At 74.7% G+C, this 15,725-nt stretch carries 13 protein-coding genes; 7 read left to right on the plus strand and 6 right to left on the minus strand.

The annotated features are described in order from the left end of the window. Positions 1-8: 8 nt before the first annotated feature. Positions 9-536 carry a YcxB family protein gene (locus ACLWS4_RS22730; protein WP_416875071.1) on the minus strand — a complete coding sequence of 176 codons (528 nt, stop codon included), beginning with the start codon at positions 534-536 and terminating at the stop codon, positions 9-11. Positions 537-785: 249 nt separating this feature from the next. Here ACLWS4_RS22730 and ACLWS4_RS22735 point away from each other — a divergent pair, with 249 nt between their 5' ends. Next, complete coding sequence (locus tag ACLWS4_RS22735) at positions 786-2,303, plus strand: hypothetical protein (RefSeq protein ID WP_416875072.1); 1,518 nt, start codon at positions 786-788, stop codon at positions 2,301-2,303. A gap of 47 nt (positions 2,304-2,350) precedes the next feature. Here ACLWS4_RS22735 and ACLWS4_RS22740 read toward each other — a convergent pair whose 3' ends face one another. Continuing rightward, positions 2,351-3,901 carry a glutamate synthase subunit beta gene (locus ACLWS4_RS22740; RefSeq protein ID WP_416875073.1) on the minus strand — a complete coding sequence of 517 codons (1,551 nt, stop codon included), beginning with the start codon at positions 3,899-3,901 and terminating at the stop codon, positions 2,351-2,353. A 198-nt stretch (positions 3,902-4,099) separates the two neighbouring features. On the opposite strand from ACLWS4_RS22740, the gene ACLWS4_RS22745 reads away from it, so the two are divergent. Both ACLWS4_RS22745 and ACLWS4_RS22750 read left to right on the plus strand, forming a co-directional pair. Further along, positions 4,100-4,780, plus strand: a complete 681-nt coding sequence (locus tag ACLWS4_RS22745; RefSeq protein WP_049654967.1) for a response regulator transcription factor — start codon at positions 4,100-4,102, stop codon at positions 4,778-4,780. Further along, positions 4,777-6,186, plus strand: coding sequence for a sensor histidine kinase (locus ACLWS4_RS22750; protein ID WP_416875074.1), 1,410 nt, complete (start codon positions 4,777-4,779; stop codon positions 6,184-6,186). The genes ACLWS4_RS22745 and ACLWS4_RS22750 overlap by 4 nt, the downstream gene beginning before the upstream one ends. Positions 6,187-6,240: 54 nt before the next feature. Here the strand turns inward: ACLWS4_RS22750 and efeB are convergent, their stop codons facing one another. The 3 genes from efeB to ACLWS4_RS22765 all read right to left on the minus strand — a co-directional run bounded on the left by efeB (position 6,241) and on the right by ACLWS4_RS22765 (position 10,231). Beyond that, positions 6,241-7,581 carry an iron uptake transporter deferrochelatase/peroxidase subunit gene (efeB, locus tag ACLWS4_RS22755; protein ID WP_416875075.1) on the minus strand — a complete coding sequence of 447 codons (1,341 nt, stop codon included), beginning with the start codon at positions 7,579-7,581 and terminating at the stop codon, positions 6,241-6,243. Further along, entirely contained in the window at positions 7,581-9,662 is a 2,082-nt protein-coding gene (gene efeU / locus ACLWS4_RS22760; protein ID WP_416875076.1) for an iron uptake transporter permease EfeU, read from the minus strand. Before efeU ends, efeB begins: the two co-directional genes overlap by 1 nt. A 242-nt stretch (positions 9,663-9,904) precedes the next feature. After that, complete coding sequence (locus tag ACLWS4_RS22765) at positions 9,905-10,231, minus strand: hypothetical protein (RefSeq protein WP_049657126.1); 327 nt, start codon at positions 10,229-10,231, stop codon at positions 9,905-9,907. Positions 10,232-10,639: 408 nt separating this feature from the next. Between ACLWS4_RS22765 and ACLWS4_RS22770 the strand changes: the two genes are divergently transcribed. Continuing rightward, complete coding sequence (locus ACLWS4_RS22770; protein WP_117491383.1) at positions 10,640-12,262, plus strand: cytochrome b; 1,623 nt, start codon at positions 10,640-10,642, stop codon at positions 12,260-12,262. 93 nt (positions 12,263-12,355) lie between these two features. Here the strand turns inward: ACLWS4_RS22770 and ACLWS4_RS22775 are convergent, their stop codons facing one another. Beyond that, positions 12,356-12,757: a cytochrome C oxidase subunit I gene (locus tag ACLWS4_RS22775; RefSeq protein WP_143204590.1), complete on the minus strand. Its 402-nt coding sequence runs from the start codon at positions 12,755-12,757 to the stop codon at positions 12,356-12,358. A 204-nt stretch (positions 12,758-12,961) separates the two neighbouring features. Here ACLWS4_RS22775 and ACLWS4_RS22780 point away from each other — a divergent pair, with 204 nt between their 5' ends. The 3 genes from ACLWS4_RS22780 (at position 12,962) to ACLWS4_RS22790 (ending at position 15,716) form a co-directional block, all read left to right on the plus strand. Then, the gene (locus ACLWS4_RS22780; protein ID WP_117486544.1) at positions 12,962-13,576 is read left to right on the plus strand and encodes a TetR family transcriptional regulator; all 615 of its coding nucleotides are present in this window, start codon (positions 12,962-12,964) and stop codon (positions 13,574-13,576) included. Positions 13,577-13,620: 44 nt separating this feature from the next. After that, positions 13,621-15,165 carry an FAD-dependent monooxygenase gene (locus ACLWS4_RS22785; RefSeq protein WP_416875077.1) on the plus strand — a complete coding sequence of 515 codons (1,545 nt, stop codon included), beginning with the start codon at positions 13,621-13,623 and terminating at the stop codon, positions 15,163-15,165. A gap of 119 nt (positions 15,166-15,284) precedes the next feature. Further along, a complete protein-coding gene (locus ACLWS4_RS22790) occupies positions 15,285-15,716 on the plus strand; it encodes a YchJ family protein (protein ID WP_049657121.1) in 432 nt (143 codons plus the stop codon). Positions 15,717-15,725: the final 9 nt, after the last annotated feature.

Consider the following 15,725-nt stretch of genomic DNA (forward strand, 5'->3'; position numbering starts at 1 on the left):
ACGACTGCTCAGTCCCGGACGAGCGCCGTCGCGTGCCGGTCGATCAGCTCGTCCAGCCCCCGGAGGTCGTCGACCCCGCGCTTGGGCAGCATGGTCAGCACACCGGTCTCCTCGCTGCCCTTCAACAGCAGGAACAGCCGGGGCGTCTCCAGGTAGTACCGCTGCTCCGACCAGGCGAACTCGGTGACCGAGGCCTCGGTGCTCACGACCACCCCCTGGTCGTCCAGCAGGACCCTGAACTCGCCCTTCTCCCTCGCCGTCCTCGTCACCCGCCGCACCCGCGTCGCGGGCCCCGCGAGAACCACGAGCAGCACGACCGCCACCAGCAGGGCGACCAACCGCAGCACCGTCCCGCCGAGGACGGCGAGCAGCCCGACGACCGCCGTCCCGCCGACGGCCACCGTGTACACGGCCCGCCGCGACCGGCGTCCGGCCGCCGTGCACCGCTCCCACGCCGCGAAGGCCTCCCGGAAGTCCTCGGCCGTCGGGGTGTAGCGGACCTCGACCGACGTCACCGCCCGCTCGTCGGAACCCACGTCCCACACCCTCCGACCCATGCACGCACAACTCCTGACACCAGCTTCGCCGGATCGTAGCAAAGACCGTACGTACCCGATGCGACCGCGTCCACGGCCTCCCGGCCCTCCGGCGTGAATGCGCCGCTCCCGGCACCCACCCGTTGACCGACCACCCCGCCCGGCGGTTGGCTCACCCCGAGCCGGCCGCCGGGGAGTTCGGCGTCCACCGCCGACGCGGCACGGCCCGATCCCAGGGGAGGGAACCCGATGACCCGCATCCGCCGCCCACTGCGCGCGGCCCGCACCCTCGCGGCCGCCGCACTGGCCGCCGCCGTCTCCATCACCGTCGCCGCCCCCGCCCAGGCGGCCCCGTCCACCACACAACCGTCCACCACACGACCGTCCGCCTGGCCGGGCGGCACGGGCACCGAACGCGTCTCCGTCGGCCCCGGCCAGGCGCAGGCCACCGGCGCCTCGCAGGCCCACGGCCTGAGCGCCGACGGGCGCTACGCCGTCTTCACCTCGGAGGCGGCCGACCTGGTGCCCGGCGACACCAACGGTGCCGTCGACGTCTTCGTCCGCGACCTGTGGACCGGCCGCACCGAACGGGTCGACACCGGTCCGGGCGGCGTCCAGGCCGACGGCGCCGCCCACCACGCCGCGATCAGCGGCGACGGCCGTTACGTGGCGTTCGGTTCCAGCGCCACGAACCTCGCCCCCGGCGCCAACCGCGGCTACCAGGACGTCTACGTCCACGACCGCCGGACCGGCGAGACCCGGCTGGTCAGCGTCGGCAAGGCGCCGGGAGCCCCGCAGACCGACCGGGTGTCCGACGTCCCCTCGATCAGCTGGGACGGCCGCTACGTCGCCTACCAGTCCAACCGCAGCGACCTCGCCCCCGGCACGGTCACCTGGTTCGGCGGCAACATCTACGTCACCGACCTCTGGACCGGCGACACCCGCCTGGTCAGCGTCGGCGCGGACGGCAAGGAGGCCGACGCCTCCTCCGCATCGCCGGAGATCAGCGGCGACGGCAGCACGGTCGTCTTCATCTCCAAGGCGACCAACCTCATCGGCCCGGGCCGGCCCGACACCCTCTCCCCGGCCGCCGTCGCCGAGCTCAGGGCCGGCTCCGACGAGGAGTTCGCCGCCGACTCCCTCCGCCCGGAAGCCCGCTCAGACTCCCGCCCGAACGCCCGCCCGGACACCCGCGCAGAGCTCCTCAAGCCGCGCCTCTACCCGCTGTACGCCCGCGACCTGCGCGCCGGGCGGACCAGCCTGGCCTCCTCGGCCCCCGACGGCGGCTACAAGGGCGCGGCCGACCCGTCGATCAGCCCGGACGGCCGCTACGCCGTCTACTCCTCCTGGGTCGTCCACGGCGACACCTCCTGGGACCGCCACTTCGAGCTGTACGTCCGCGACCTCCGGCAGGGCACCGAGACACTGGTCAGCGTCGGCCTGCCCGGGACGAAGACCACCCTCGACTCCTTCGGCGGCCGACTGACGGCGGACGGCCGGTGGGTCTACTTCAGCTCGGCGGCGGAGAACCTCGTCCCCGGCGACACCAACAACGCCGAGGACGTGTTCCGGCGCGACCTGTGGACCGGCCGCACCGAGCGGGTCAGCGTGGCGGGCGACGGTTCCCAGACCACCGGCTCCTCGTACGCCCCGTTCCCCGACGCCTTCGGCACCGCGGTGGTGTTCACCTCGTCCGACAGCACCCTCGTCCCGGGGGACACCAACAACGCCGAGGACGTGTTCCTCCGCCGCCTCCCGCTGTTCTGACAGCGAACTCCCACACCGACCCCCGACCGGCGCGGGTGCTCCCGGTCTCACACCGTGAGCGCCCGCGCCGAGGCCCGGATCGGCGCCGGCAGTTCCGTCCACCCCCGCAGGTACCGGTCCACCGCCGCGGCCACCGCCCGCCCCTCGGCGATCGCCCAGACGATCAGCGACTGCCCGCGTCCGGCGTCCCCCGCGACGAACACGCCCTCCGCCGCCGTGGCGAAGCCGTCGTCCCTGGCCAGGGTGCCCTCCGGCCCGGTGGCGAGGCCGAGTTGGGCGAACAGCGGCCGGTCCGGGTCCGGCCCGGTGAAGCCCAGCGCGAGCAGCACCAGCTGCGCCGGCAGCCTCCGCTCGGTGCCCGCCCGCGGGCTGCGGTCGGCGGGCTCGGCCTCGGCGAAGCGGACGGCGGCCAGCCGGCCGTCCGGGCCGGGCTCGAAGCCGACGGTGGCGGCCGCGAACACCCGGGGCCCGGCCTCCGCCGCACCGGACTCCTCGTGCGAGGTGGTCTCCCGGTACACCTTCGGGTACACCGGCCAGGGCTGCCCGTCGGCCCGGTCCCGCGGCGGCCGCGGGTTGATGTCCAGCTGGGTGACGGAGGCGGCGCGCTGGCGCAGCGCCGTCCCCAGGCAGTCCGCCGCCGTGTCGCCGCCGCCGACGATCACCACGTGCCGCCCCTCGGCGGACAGCGGCGAGACCGGGCAGTCGCCCTCGTCCACCCGGTTCGCCCAGGTCAGGTACTCGATCGCCTGGTGCACCCCGGTCAGCTCCCGCCCCGGCACCGGCAGCTCCCGGCAGGCGGTCGCGCCCACCGCGACCACCACCGCGTCGTACCCGGCCCGCAGTTCCTCGCCCGGGACGTCCCGGCCGACCCACACCCCGGTGCGGAAGTCGGTGCCCTCGGCCCGCAGCTGGTCCAGCCGGCGCTCCAGCCGGTGCTTCTCCAGCCGGAACGGCGGGATGCCGTACCGCAGCAGCCCGCCCGCGCGGTCGGCCCGCTCGTACACCGTGGTGGCGTGCCCGGCCCTGGTCAGCTGCTGGGCGGCGGCCAGCCCGGCCGGGCCCGAGCCGATCACCGCGACCCGCCGCCCACCGGAGCGCTCGGCGCCGTCGGGCGGCCGGGGCCCGTCCCAGCCCGCGTCCAGCGCCCGGTCGGCGATCGCCAGTTCCACGTTCTTGATCGTCACCGCCGCGCCGTCGATGGCCAGCACGCAGGCGCTCTCGCAGGGCGCCGGGCAGAGCCGCCCGGTGAACTCCGGGAAGTTGTTGGTCGCCAGCAGCCTTGCCGCGGCCGCCCGCCAATCCGCGCCGGCCGCCGCGCCGACCTCCGCTCCGACGTCCGCGCCCGCTCCGGTCCCCTCCCCGGAACCCGTCCCCGACTCCGCCACCAGCCGGTTCCACTCCGGCACCAGGTTCCCGAGCGGACAGGCGCTGTGGCAGAACGGCAGCCCGCAGTCCATGCACCGCCCCGCCTGCCCGCCCACCACCGGCAGCAGCGGGCCGGGCCGGTACACCTCCCGCCAGTCCCCCAGCCGCTCCCGCGCATCACGCCGCACCCGCTCTTCGCGCGGGGTGGTGAAGAAGGCCATCCGGTCTGCCATCGCGGCCTCCGGCAGGGCGTGCCGACTCGGATCAGGCGGCCCACCCGGCGGCGCGCCACCGTACGGCCACCGTACGCCCGCGAAGCACCGCGCGACAGCCCCGGCCGTCACGGACCGCCCCGGAGCGGCCGCGGAGCGGGCCCGGACACCCCGCCCCCGCCCGAAACCGCCGTGAGCACGCCAGGGAGAATCTCCGCCATGACCCACACCGTGCTGATCGCCGAGGACGACCGGGCCATCCGCGACTCGCTCGCCCGCGCGCTGATGCTGCAGGGCTACCGGGTGCGGGTCGCCGCCGACGGCACCCAGACCCTGGCCGTCCTCGCGGAGCAGCGCCCGGACGTCCTGGTGCTCGACGTGATGATGCCCGAGCCGGACGGCCTGGAGGTCTGCCGCCGGCTGCGCGCGGCCGGCGACCGCACCCCGGTGCTGATGCTCACCGCCCGGGTCGAGGTGCCCGACCGGATCGCCGGCCTCGACGCGGGCGCGGACGACTACCTGGTCAAGCCCTTCGACGTGGACGAGCTGTTCGCCCGCCTGCGCGCCATGCTGCGCCGCCGCCCGCCGGAGTCCGCCACCGAGGTGCTGACCGTCGCCGACCTGCGGATCGAGCCGCCCGCCCGCCGGGCCTGGCGCGCCGCCCAGGAGCTCGAACTGTCCCGCACCGAGTTCGACCTGCTGGAGCTCCTCGCCCGGCACGCCGGCGCCGTCCTCGACCAGGCCACCCTGTACGAGCGGATCTGGGGCTACGACTTCGGCCCCGGCTCGAAGAACCTCGCGGTGTTCATCGGCTACCTGCGCCGCAAGCTCGACCGCCCCGGCCTGGCGCCGCTGATCCACACCGTCCGCGGCGTCGGCTACACGCTGCGCGAGCCGTGACCGGCCCGGCCCGCCGCCTCCCCCGGTTCCCGCGCCCCGGCCTGCCCACCACCTTCGCGCTGGCCTTCGCCGCGATCGCCGCGCTGGTCGCGGTGCTGATCGGCGCACTCGGCTACGACGCCGCCGCGCGGCTGATCCGGGACGACGAGACCGCCGACTTCGGCGCCGCCGTCGACTCCGTCGGCCGCCAGGTCCAGCGGGAGGTGCTCTTCCCGGGCGACTTCGCCGGCCCGAGCGGCCTGAGCGCCGACCTGGTCCGCCCGATCCGGGTCACCACCCAGTCGCTCGACCCCGACGGCGCGGTGCTGCCCGGCACCGCCCGGCTCGACCTGCCGCCGAGCCCGTCCGACCACGAGCTCGCCCACGCCGACCAGCCGGGCCGCACCTCGATCGGGCTGCGCCACGAGCACCGCGAGGCCTACCGGGTCGGCGTGGTCTCGCTCGGCGGCCGACGCGGGGCGGTCCAGATCATCCAGCAGGTCGGGCCCACCGAGAAGCTGCTGACCACCCTGCGCACCCGTACGGTCGCCCTGGTGGCGATCGTCGCGGTGCTCGCCGGCGGGGCCGGCCGACTGCTCGCCCGACGGATCACCCGACGCCTGGTACGGCTCACCCACGCGGCCGAACTGGTCGCCGCCAGTGGGCGGTTGGACGTCCCGGTGCCCGCCGCCGGTACGGACGAGGTGGGCCGGCTCGGCCGGGCCTTCGACCGGATGCTGGGCCGGCTCGCCACCGCCAAGGAGAACCAGCGCCGACTGGTCCAGGACGCCGGGCACGAGCTGCGCACCCCGCTGACCAGCCTGCGCACCAACCTCTCGGTGCTCCCCAGCCTGGACCGGCTGCCGCCCGCCGAACGCACCGCGCTGATGGCCGATCTGGTCGAGGAGACCCGCGAGTTGACCCAGCTGGTGGAGGAGCTGGTGGCGCTCGCGGCCGACCGCAGGGCGGACGAGCAGCCGACCGAGGTACTGCTCGCCGACGTGGTCCGGCAGGCCGCCGCCCAGGCCCGGCGGCGCGGCGACCGGGAGGTCGTGGTGGACGCGGACGCGACCGTGGTCACCGCCCGGCCGGACGCGCTGGCCCGCGCGGTGGGCAACCTGCTGGACAACGCCGCCAAGTTCGACCCTGCCGGGACGGGCCCGATCGAGGTGGTGGTGCGCGGCCCGCGGGTGGAGGTGCGCGACCGCGGCCCGGGCATCGACGCGGCCGACCTCGACCGGGTCTTCGACCGCTTCTACCGGGCCACCGCCGCCCGCGGCCTGCCCGGCTCCGGCCTGGGCCTGGCCATCGTGCACGAGGTGGCCCGCTCGCACGGCGGTACGGCCTTCGCCGCCAACCGGGAGGGCGGCGGCGCGGTGATCGGCTTCACCCTCGGCGCCGACGGAGCGGACGGGCCCGCCGGCTGAGCACGCGGACGGGCCCGGCGCGTGGCAGCGCCGGGCCCGCGGTGGAACCGACCGTCAGACGGCGGCCAGCAGCCCCCGCCCGAGCCAGTCGGCCTCGTCCTTCACCCCCGGCAGGACGAAGAAGTAGCCGCCGCCGGTCGGCGAGATGTAGTCCACCAGCGGCTCGCCGATCAGCCGGGTCTGGGTGGCCTCGAACTGCCGCACCACGTCCTGCTGGTAGCAGCAGAACACCAGACCCATGTCCAGGTTCCCGGCCCGGTCGACGCCCCGGTCGTAGTTGAAGCCCCGGCGCAGGATGCGCGAGTTGTCGGTGTCGGCGGTGCGCGGGTTGGCCAGCCGGATGTGGGCGTCGAGCGGGATCGCCTTGCCGTCCGGGTCCTTGGCGTAGTCCGGCGCGTCGGTCTCCCGGGCGCCGTCCAGCGGCGCGCCGGTGTCCCGGCGGCGGCCGAACATCTTCTCCTGCTCGGTGAGGGTGACGCGGTCCCAGAACTCGATCAGCATCCGGATGATCCGGATCACCTGGTAGCTGCCGCCGGTCGCCCAGGCCGGCTCGCCCGTCCCGTCGGTGACCCAGACCAGCCGGTCCATCTCGCGCGCGGAGCCGGTGTCCGGGTTGACGATGCCGTCCTTGAAGCCGAGCAGGTTGCGCTGGGCGCCGTCCGGGCGGGACTGGTTCTGGAAGCCGTCGATCCGCCAGAGGATCTGCAGCGCGCCCCGGGTGTGCCGGGTGATGTCGCGCAGCGCGTGCAGCACGGTGTCCTGGCGGTCGGCGCAGATCTGCAGCGAGAGGTCGCCGTGCAGTTCGGCGGCCTGGAGGTTGTCGTTCGGGAAGGTCTTCATCGGCGCGAGCCTGACGGGCTTGGCCTTGGCCAGCCCGTAGCGGTCGTCGAAGAGCGACGCGCCGACGCCGACCGTGACGGTCAGGTGGTCGGCGGGGACGGTCGGGCCGAGGATGCCGCTGTCCGAGGGCGGCGCGCCGACGCCGAGGTCCGGCGGGGTGCCGCCGGCGGTGAGGAAGCGGATCCGCTCGGTCAGGGTCCGGAACAGCGTTTCGAGGCCCTTGCGGTCCTGGGCGATCACCTGGCAGGAGACGAAGGCCGCGAAGCCGGGGGCCGCCGTGGTGACGCCCGCCTGGTGGGCCCCGTGGAACGGCACCGCCCCGGCCTTCTCCTGCGTGCCGTCCCCGGCGGCGGCCGGTCCGGCGGCGAGGGCGAGGCCGCCGCCGGCCAGCACGGCCGCTCCGGCGCCCGCGCCGAGCGCGGCCCGGACGAAGCTGCGCCGGGCCGGTCCGGCCGGGCAGCCGCCCTCCCCGACGGCCTCGGCAGCGGCAACGGAGGCGGCGGCAGCGGCGTGCGGGAACGGGCAGGACCCGGTGGCTGCGGTGTGGTCGGTCATCAGGCGGCCTTCCGGATCTCGAGCAGGGCGGGGACGGGGGCGAGGTCTTCGAGCAGTTCACCGGTGGCGCCGTTGAGCTGTCGGCGGGCGTCGGCGGGCAGCCGGTCGACCGGGGTCCAGCCCTCGGGCCGGTGGGCGGCGGCGACCAGGTCGCCGACCCGCTTCATCCCGGCGTTCACCTTGACGAGCACCTGCGGGTCCCGCTCGTCGAGCAGCGGCTGGAGCAGGGTCAGCAGCTCCTGGGTGCCGGTCAGGTTGGCCTGGGCGGTGGCCAGGTTGGTGCCGCTGCCCATGTCGGTGTCGCCGGTCAGCTCGAACTGGAGGGTGTTCTCCAGGATCTCGTGGGCGCGCAGCGGCAGGTCGCCGGGGGCGAAGTCCTGGCCGGGGAAGTCGTGCGCCAGCTTCTCCACGTTCTGCGCCAGGTCGTCGGCGACGGGCGTCAGCTCGGCGGCGGACTGGTCGTGCCAGAGGCCGTACTCCAGCCGCAGGAAGCCGGTGAAGCCCGGGTCCCGCTCCTTCTCGGCGAGTCCGTCCGGGCGGCCGTCGATCTTGCCGTCGAGGTCGGCGAAGGTGCCGTACGCGGCGCCGAGCGAGGCGTACTGGAGGTGGGCGGTGAGCCAGTCGGCCTTCGCCGTGGCGAGGTCCCCGGAGCGCACGTCGGCCTGGAGCTTCCGGCTCTCCGTCACGAGCGTCGCGAGGCCCTGGTCGACGTACTCCTTGTAGCTGTCCAGCGGGGCCTTGAGGTCCTCCTCGGCGACCGGCTTGACGGCCTTGACCACGGCGGCGCCGCTGACGTGCACGGCGGCGGAGGTGACGGACTTGCCGCCGGTGGGCACGCAGCGCCAGGCGTAGTCGCCGGAGCCGATGGTGGCGGTCAGGGCGCGGGTGGTGCCGGGGGCCAGGCCCTCGATCTCCCCGTAGACCGCGCCGCTGCCCGGGTCGACGAGGTAGACCTCGGCGACCTTGTCGCCGGTGTTGCGCATCTGGAACACCTGCTGGCCGGGCCGCGGGTCGGCGAAGCCCTTGCCGCACTCCTGCTCGGAGACGGCGACGGTGGCGGATCCGCCCTGCTTGCCCTCGCTGACCGCGATCACCACGCCGGCCACCACCACCGGCACGGCGATCGCCGCGGTCGGCAGCACCCAGCGCGGCCGGCCCGCCCGCACCGGTCCGGCCGTACCCCCGCCCTCGCCCTCGGCCCCGCCCGCGGCGGGCTTCGCGTCGGCGGGAGCGGCGGGAGCGGCGGCCGGGGCCGCCTGGGCGCGCCCGCCACTGCGGACCCCCTCGACGAACAGCGTCATCACGACGCCCAGGTACGCGACGTAGCCGACGACCTGGAGCACCGTCATGGTGACGGTCAGGTTGAGGGTGCCCTGGACCAGCGTCGCGTACCAGGACGAGGCGTCCAGGTGCCCGCTCAGGTCGAAGGCGTACGAGGTGCCGCCGCCGACCAGGCCGGACTCCTGGAGGTCCCGCAGGCCGTAGCCGAGGACGCCCGCCGCGACGACGATCAGTCCGACGCCGGTGATGGTGAAGAACCGGGTGAGGTTCATCTTCAGGGCCCGCCGGTACAGGCCCCAGCAGAGCCCGGCCGAGAGCACCAGGCCGACGGCCGCGCCGATCAGCGGCCCGGTGGACTCCCCGGCGGTGCGCACGTTGGTCCACAGGAAGAGCGAGGTCTCCAGGCCCTCGCGGGCGACCGCGAGGAAGCTGGTGAGCACCAGCGCGCCGGCGCCCATCGCCAGCGAGGCCTGGACCTTCTCCTTGATCTCGGCGGAGAGGGTGCGCGCCGAGCGCCGCATCCAGAACACCATCGCGGTGACGAAGCAGACCGCGATCAGGCTGAGCACCCCGCCGAACGCCTCCTGGGCGTGGCCGGAGAGGTTGGCGGCGGTGAAGGTGAGCACCGCGCCGAAGCTCAGGCTGAGCGCGACGGCCGCCGCGACGCCCGACCACACCTGGGGCAGCCGGGCCTTCTGGTCCGCCCGCACCAGCGTGGCGACCAGGATCGACACGATCAGTCCGGCTTCCAGGCCCTCGCGCAGACCGATCAGGAAGCTGGGAAACGCCTCATCCCACATGCGGCGGGCTCCTCCCCCGGGCCGGCCCGGGTCGTTCACCTGTCCTCGACCCCGCCGCGGTGGCGGCGGGGCGGCACAGCCGAACGCCCCGGACACTGCGGTCCAGGGCGCCACGGCTTAGCTTAGGCAAACCTTAGAGCCGCGCAGGTCAACCGCACCCCCGGTTCGGGTAAGGGTTCGGTATGAGCTCGCCCTCGTGTTGACCAAACCCGCAGGCCGGAGGGATCGTCAGGAGCCCCCGGTCACCCCCACCACTGCTCCGGCACCGCCTCCGGTTCGGGCGACTCCGGCACCGTCACCGGTTCGGCGCAACGCACCAGGAGATCACCCTCCTCCGTTCCGGCGACGAGGTAGCCGCACTCGCGCAGCACGACCGCGGCCGCGCCGCTCAGCGCCGCGAGCGCCTCCCGGGAGGGCGGCCCGCCCGGCTCCGCGCCCGGCGTCCAGCCGACCACCACGCCCTCGGGGTGGCGGTCGATCCACAGCGGTGAGGGGCCCGGTCCGGTGTCGAACCCGGCGCGGGCCAGGGCCTCGGTGACGTCCTCGAAGAGTTCACGGTGATCCACCATTGGCGCAGCGTAGGCCCCGGACCTCGCGACCCCCGGACGCGGCGCGCGCCGAAACGCTTCAGCGGCACCCGACCGCAGCATCGGCACCCGTTGGGCCGAGCGGCGGCCAGCCGATCGGGCGTCAGGAACCCCCGTCCGGCCCGACACGCACGGCCGGACGGGCCGATGGACGTGCACAGTCGGCCCCCTGCCGACAGCATGACAGAGTAAGCGCTCCATCACCCTGAGCAACGGGCCCAGCGGAACAGCTGGTCCGCGCGCCGGTCCCGCCGGCGGGCCCGTATCGAGAGGTCCCATGATCACAACACTTCGCCGGCCGCCGTTCCCGCCGGCGGGCCTCCGGCACGGTACGCCGCGGACGCCGGGGAGCCCGTCGTGAGAGCCGACCAGCAGTCGCAGCCGGGACCGGTGACCACCACGCGCGCCGACCCCGCCAACAAGGCCGAGGCGCTCGCCGACTGGGCGGACGGCCGGCTCGGCATCTACTCCCTGGCCAAGGCCAACCTGCGCAAGATCTTTCCCGACCACTGGTCCTTCATGCTGGGCGAGATCGCGCTCTACACCTTCGTCATCATCATCCTCACCGGCGTCTGGCTCACCCTGTTCTTCGTGCCGAGCATGGGCGAGGTCGTCTACGACGGGTCGTACGTCCCGCTCAGGGGCATCCCGATGTCCGAGGCCTTCTCCTCGACCGTCAAGATCAGCTTCGACGTGCGCGGCGGCCTGCTGATGCGCCAGATCCACCACTGGGCCGCGATCGTGTTCGTCGCCTCGATGCTGACCCACATGATGCGCGTCTTCTTCACCGGCGCGTTCCGCAAGCCGCGCGAGATCAACTGGGTCTTCGGGGCGCTCCTGCTGATCCTCGGCATGTTCGACGGCTTCATGGGCTACTCGCTGCCCGACGACCTGCTCTCCGGCACCGGCATCCGCTTCATGGAGGGCGCGGTCCTCGCCGTCCCGATCGTCGGGACGTACCTGCAGTTCTTCCTCTACGGCGGCGAGTTCCCGGGGCACGACATCATCCCCCGGCTGTTCACCGTCCACGTCCTGCTGATCCCCGGGATCATGGTGGGCCTGCTGGCGGCGCACCTGATCCTGGTCTTCTACCACAAGCACACCCAGTTCGCCGGGCCCGGCCGGACCAACACCAACGTGGTCGGCATGCCGCTGCTGCCGGTCTACACCGCCAAGGCGGGCGGCTTCTTCTTCCTGGTCTTCGGCGTGGTCTCGGTGATGGCGGCGATCGCCACCGTCAACCCGATCTGGATGTACGGCCCGTACCGACCGGACCAGGTGACCACCAACGCCCAGCCCGACTGGTATATGGGCTTCTCCGAGGGCCTGATCCGCGTGATGCCCGGCTGGGAGATCAGCGTCTGGGGCGGCCACACCCTCAACCTCGGGGTGTTCGTCCCGCTGATGGTCTTCCCGACCGTCCTGCTGGCCATCTGGTGCTACCCGTTCCTGGAGGCCTGGATCACCGGGGACCGGGGCGAGCACCACATCGCCGACCGGCCGCGCAACGCCCCGGTCCGCACCGCCTTCGGCGCGGCCTGGATCAGCCTCTACCTGATCCTGCTGGCCGGCGGCGGCAACGACCTGCTGGCCACCCACTTCCACCTCTCGATCAACGCGATCACCTACGCGGTGCGGATCGGCTTCTTCACCGTGCCGGTCGTCGTGTTCGTGATCACCAAGCGCTGGTGCCTGGGCCTCCAGCGGCGGGACAAGGAGAAGGTGCTGCACGGCCGGGAGACCGGCGTCATCAACCGCCTCCAGCACGGCGAGTTCGTCGAGGTGCACGCCCCGCTGCCGAAGGGCCGGCTCTACACCCTCACCTCGCACGACCAGCCGCAGCCCTCCGAGCTGCCGCCCGAGGTCGACGAGAACGGCGTGGCCCGCAAGGCCGGGCTGTGGACCCGCGCGCGGGTCAAGCTCTCCCGCGGCTTCTACGGCGAGTACAGCCAGATCGCCAAGCCCACCGTCGAGGAGCACGAGGAGATCGGCAGCGGCCACGGCCACCACTGACCCCCTCCCACACCTGGAAAGGGCCCGCCGCACCGGGAACGGTGCGGCGGGCCCTCGTCGTGCCGGGGCCCGTCGACGGCGGGCCCGGGCCGCTCAGCCGCGCAGGACGGCCGGGACCACGGCGAACAGCGCCGCCGTCACGGTGACGGAGAGGCAGAGCGCGGCCCAGCGGGCGCAGATCCGGCGGCACTCGACGCGGTACCGGGCGGCCAGCCGGCGGCAGCGCTCGACCGCGCGGTCGACGACCTCCTCGGCGTAGCGCAACCGGTCGGCGGCGTAGGCCTGTTCGAGGCTCTCCCGCTCCGCCGCCGGCAGCCACGGGAACTGCGCGGCGAACGCGCGGGCGTCCCGTTCGGCCGCCGCGACCTCCGCCTCCCAGGCCAGGAACCCCTCGATGCGGGCGAACTCCGCCCGGGAGTTCACCCGGGCACCGACGCCGGCGGGCCTGCCCTGACGGGGCGTCCGCGCTCTCGGCGGACGCTGTCTGCCACCCATGACCGCTCCTCCAGTCCTGTCGAGTCGTCCCGCCGGAAAGCCTGCGGGGTCGGGCTCCCGACGGGGATCGCTCCGCGACCAGGCAACTACTACCAGCGACAAACCGCAGGTGGCGGGCGGCTCGCCACAGCCCGCGCGGCCGGGAAAAACTTGCGTGCCACGCACTATTGCGCGTCGCGCACCTTTCGCGGGACAGTGGTGGCCATGACGAAGGACCAGCCCGGCCTGCGGGAACGGAAGAAGGCCGCGACGCGGGAGGCACTGGGCTGGGCCGCACTGCGGCTCGCGGTGGAGCGGGGGCTGGAGAACGTCCGGGTGGAGGACATCGCGGCCGCGGCCGGGGTGTCCCCGCGCACCTACAACAACTACTTCTCCAGCAAGGCCGAGGCGATCGTCTCCCGGCACCGCGACCGGGTCCTGCAGGCCGCCGGGGAGCTGCGGGCCCGCCCGGCGCAGGAGCCGCTGTGGGAGGCGCTGACCCGCTCCCTCGTCGCACCGTACGTCGGCGCGCCCGAGGGGCCCGACCCGCGCTGGACCGCCGCCGTGCGGCTGCTGCTGCGCGAACCTGCGCTCCAGGCCGAACTGCTCCGCGACAGCGCCGGGGTCCGGCGGGAGCTGGCGGCGGCGGTGGCCGCCCGGACCGGGACCGACGCCGACCGGGACCTCTACCCGAACCTGGTCGCCTCGGCCGCGCTCTCCGCGCTGCAGGCCGCCAACGAGCACTACCTGGCCGCCGACCCGGTGGTGCCGTTCCAGCCGCTGCTCACCGAGGCGCTGCGCCAGCTGGCGGCCGGGCTGCCCGATCCTTCGTCACGGTGAACCCACCGCATCCGAGGGGGATTCGACATGAACGGGGACTTGAGATGAACAGCGATGTCGTCATCGTCGGCGCCGGCCCGGTCGGGCTGTTCCTGGCCGGCGAACTGGCGCTGGCCGGAATCCGGCCGGTGGTCCTGGACCGGCTGCCCGCGCGCTCGGGCGAGCAGAAGGCCAACGGGCTGGTCGGCCAGGTGCTCCGGCTGCTCGACCACCGCGGCCTGTACCAGCCGCTCAGCGGCGTCCCGGGCGCGCCGCGGCCCGTACCGCGCTTCGTGTTCGGCGCCTTCCCGCTGGAACTGCACCGGCTCGACCGGAACCCGCTGCACGCCGTACCCGTACCCCAGCACCGGATCGAGGAGGTACTGGAGGAACGCCTCCTCGACCTGGGCGTCACCGTGCGCCGCGACCGCGAGGTCACCGGCCTGCGCCAGGACCCGACCGGGGTGACCGTCGACGTCCAAGGCCCCGACGGCGCCGGACAGTTGCACGCCCGCTATCTGGTCGGCGCGGACGGCGGCCGCAGCACCGTCCGCAAGCTCGCCGGGATCGGCTTCCCCGGCGTCACCTCGCCCGACCCCGTCTCCCGCATCGCGCACGTGCTGCCGCCCGAGGGGGTGCGCACCACCGACAACGGCGACGTCCTGCTGCCCGGCTGCCCGACCCCGTTCCGCGTCTTCACCCACACCCGCACCGACCACGGCGTGTTCGTCATCTCCCCGTTCGGCCCGGACGCCGTCATGATCGCCACGATGGAGTGGGGCGGCCCGCCGGTGGACCAGCGGACCCCGCTCACCCTGGACGAGCTGCGCGCCAGCGTCCGCCGGGTGACCGGCGCCGACCTGCCGCTCGCCCCGGCCCGTACCGCCGGACCGTTCACCCCGCGCCGCACCGTCGGCCACAACACCCGGCTCGCCGAGCGCTACCGCGACGGCCGCGTCCTGCTCGTCGGCGACGCCGCCCACGTGCACGCCGCGACCGGCGGCCCGGGCCTCAACCTCGGCCTCCAGGACGCCGCCAACCTCGGCTGGAAGCTCGCCGCCGACCTGCACGGCTGGGCCCCGCCCGGCCTGCTGGACAGCTACCAGAACGAGCGCCGCCCGGTCGGCGAGCGGGTGTTCATGCACTCCCAGGCCCAGACCGCCCTGATGGCCCCCGGCCCCGGGACCACCGCGGTGCGCGCCCTGTTCGACGAGCTGCTGGCGCACCCGGACAACCTCGGCCGGATCGCCGCGCTGATGGCCGGCAGCGACGTCCGCCACGACGTCGGCTGCCCGCACCCGCTGGCCGGGCGGTTCGTGCCGGAGCTCGCGGCGACCACCCCGAACGGCCCCGCCCGGATCGCCGAACTCGCCCGCACCGGACGCCCGTTGCTCGTCGACCTCACCGGCGGCCGGCTCGGCCTCGCGGACCCGGCGGCGGGTTGGAAGGACCGGGTCGACCTCGTCACGGCCGACTGCCCGCAGCCGCCGGCCGGCGCCCTGCTGCTGCGCCCGGACGGCTACGTCGCCTGGGCGACCGGGCCCGACCGGGCGGACCGGGAGGGGCTGGCCCGGGCGCTGCGCACCTGGTTCGGCGCCGCCGCCTCCTGAGGACGGGCACCCGCGGACGGGCACCCCGGCGACGGGTTCCACGACGACGCGGACGGGCCCGTACCCGCCGTCCGCGGGGCCGCCGGGGAGGCGCCGGACGGGTGGGGGAGAATGGCGGCATGTCCCGACGTCGTTCCGCGCCCCGCGCCGCCGCGCCCCGGCTGCTGCCCTCGTCCCCCTGCCCGTGCGGCCTGCCCGCCGCCTACGGCGACTGCTGCGGCCGGCTGCACCGGGGCCAGGCGGCGGCCACCACCGCCGAGTCGCTGATGCGCTCCCGGTTCAGCGCCTTCGCCGCGCAGGACGAGGCGTACCTGCTGCGCACCTGGCACCCGGACACCCGGCCGGCCGAGGTCGACTTCGACCCGGGGCTGCGCTGGACCGGGCTGGAGGTGGTCGACACCACCGAGGGCGGCGCCTTCCACGCGCAGGGCACCGTCGCCTTCCGGGCGCACTGGACCGAGGGCGGCGAGGAGGGCGTGCTCAGCGAGAACAGCCGCTTCGTGCGGCACGAGGGCGCCTGGGTGTACCTGGACGCCCTCTCGCTCGGCTGAGCCACCCGA

It is taken from the genome of Kitasatospora sp. SC0581, from assembly GCF_048159585.1.
Lineage (GTDB): Bacteria > Actinomycetota > Actinomycetes > Streptomycetales > Streptomycetaceae > Kitasatospora.

Coding starts and splice junctions, on each gene's coding strand:
- ACLWS4_RS22785 (WP_416875077.1), top strand. CDS start 13,621: ATGAACAGCGATGTCGTCATCGTCGGCGCCGGCCCGGTCGGGCTGTTC.
- ACLWS4_RS22735 (WP_416875072.1), top strand. CDS start 786: ATGACCCGCATCCGCCGCCCACTGCGCGCGGCCCGCACCCTCGCGGCC.
- ACLWS4_RS22775 (WP_143204590.1), bottom strand. CDS start 12,757: ATGGGTGGCAGACAGCGTCCGCCGAGAGCGCGGACGCCCCGTCAGGGC.
- ACLWS4_RS22740 (WP_416875073.1), bottom strand. CDS start 3,901: ATGGCAGACCGGATGGCCTTCTTCACCACCCCGCGCGAAGAGCGGGTG.
- ACLWS4_RS22780 (WP_117486544.1), top strand. CDS start 12,962: ATGACGAAGGACCAGCCCGGCCTGCGGGAACGGAAGAAGGCCGCGACG.
- ACLWS4_RS22745 (WP_049654967.1), top strand. CDS start 4,100: ATGACCCACACCGTGCTGATCGCCGAGGACGACCGGGCCATCCGCGAC.
- efeB (WP_416875075.1), bottom strand. CDS start 7,581: ATGACCGACCACACCGCAGCCACCGGGTCCTGCCCGTTCCCGCACGCC.
- ACLWS4_RS22765 (WP_049657126.1), bottom strand. CDS start 10,231: ATGGTGGATCACCGTGAACTCTTCGAGGACGTCACCGAGGCCCTGGCC.
- ACLWS4_RS22790 (WP_049657121.1), top strand. CDS start 15,285: ATGTCCCGACGTCGTTCCGCGCCCCGCGCCGCCGCGCCCCGGCTGCTG.
- efeU (WP_416875076.1), bottom strand. CDS start 9,662: ATGTGGGATGAGGCGTTTCCCAGCTTCCTGATCGGTCTGCGCGAGGGC.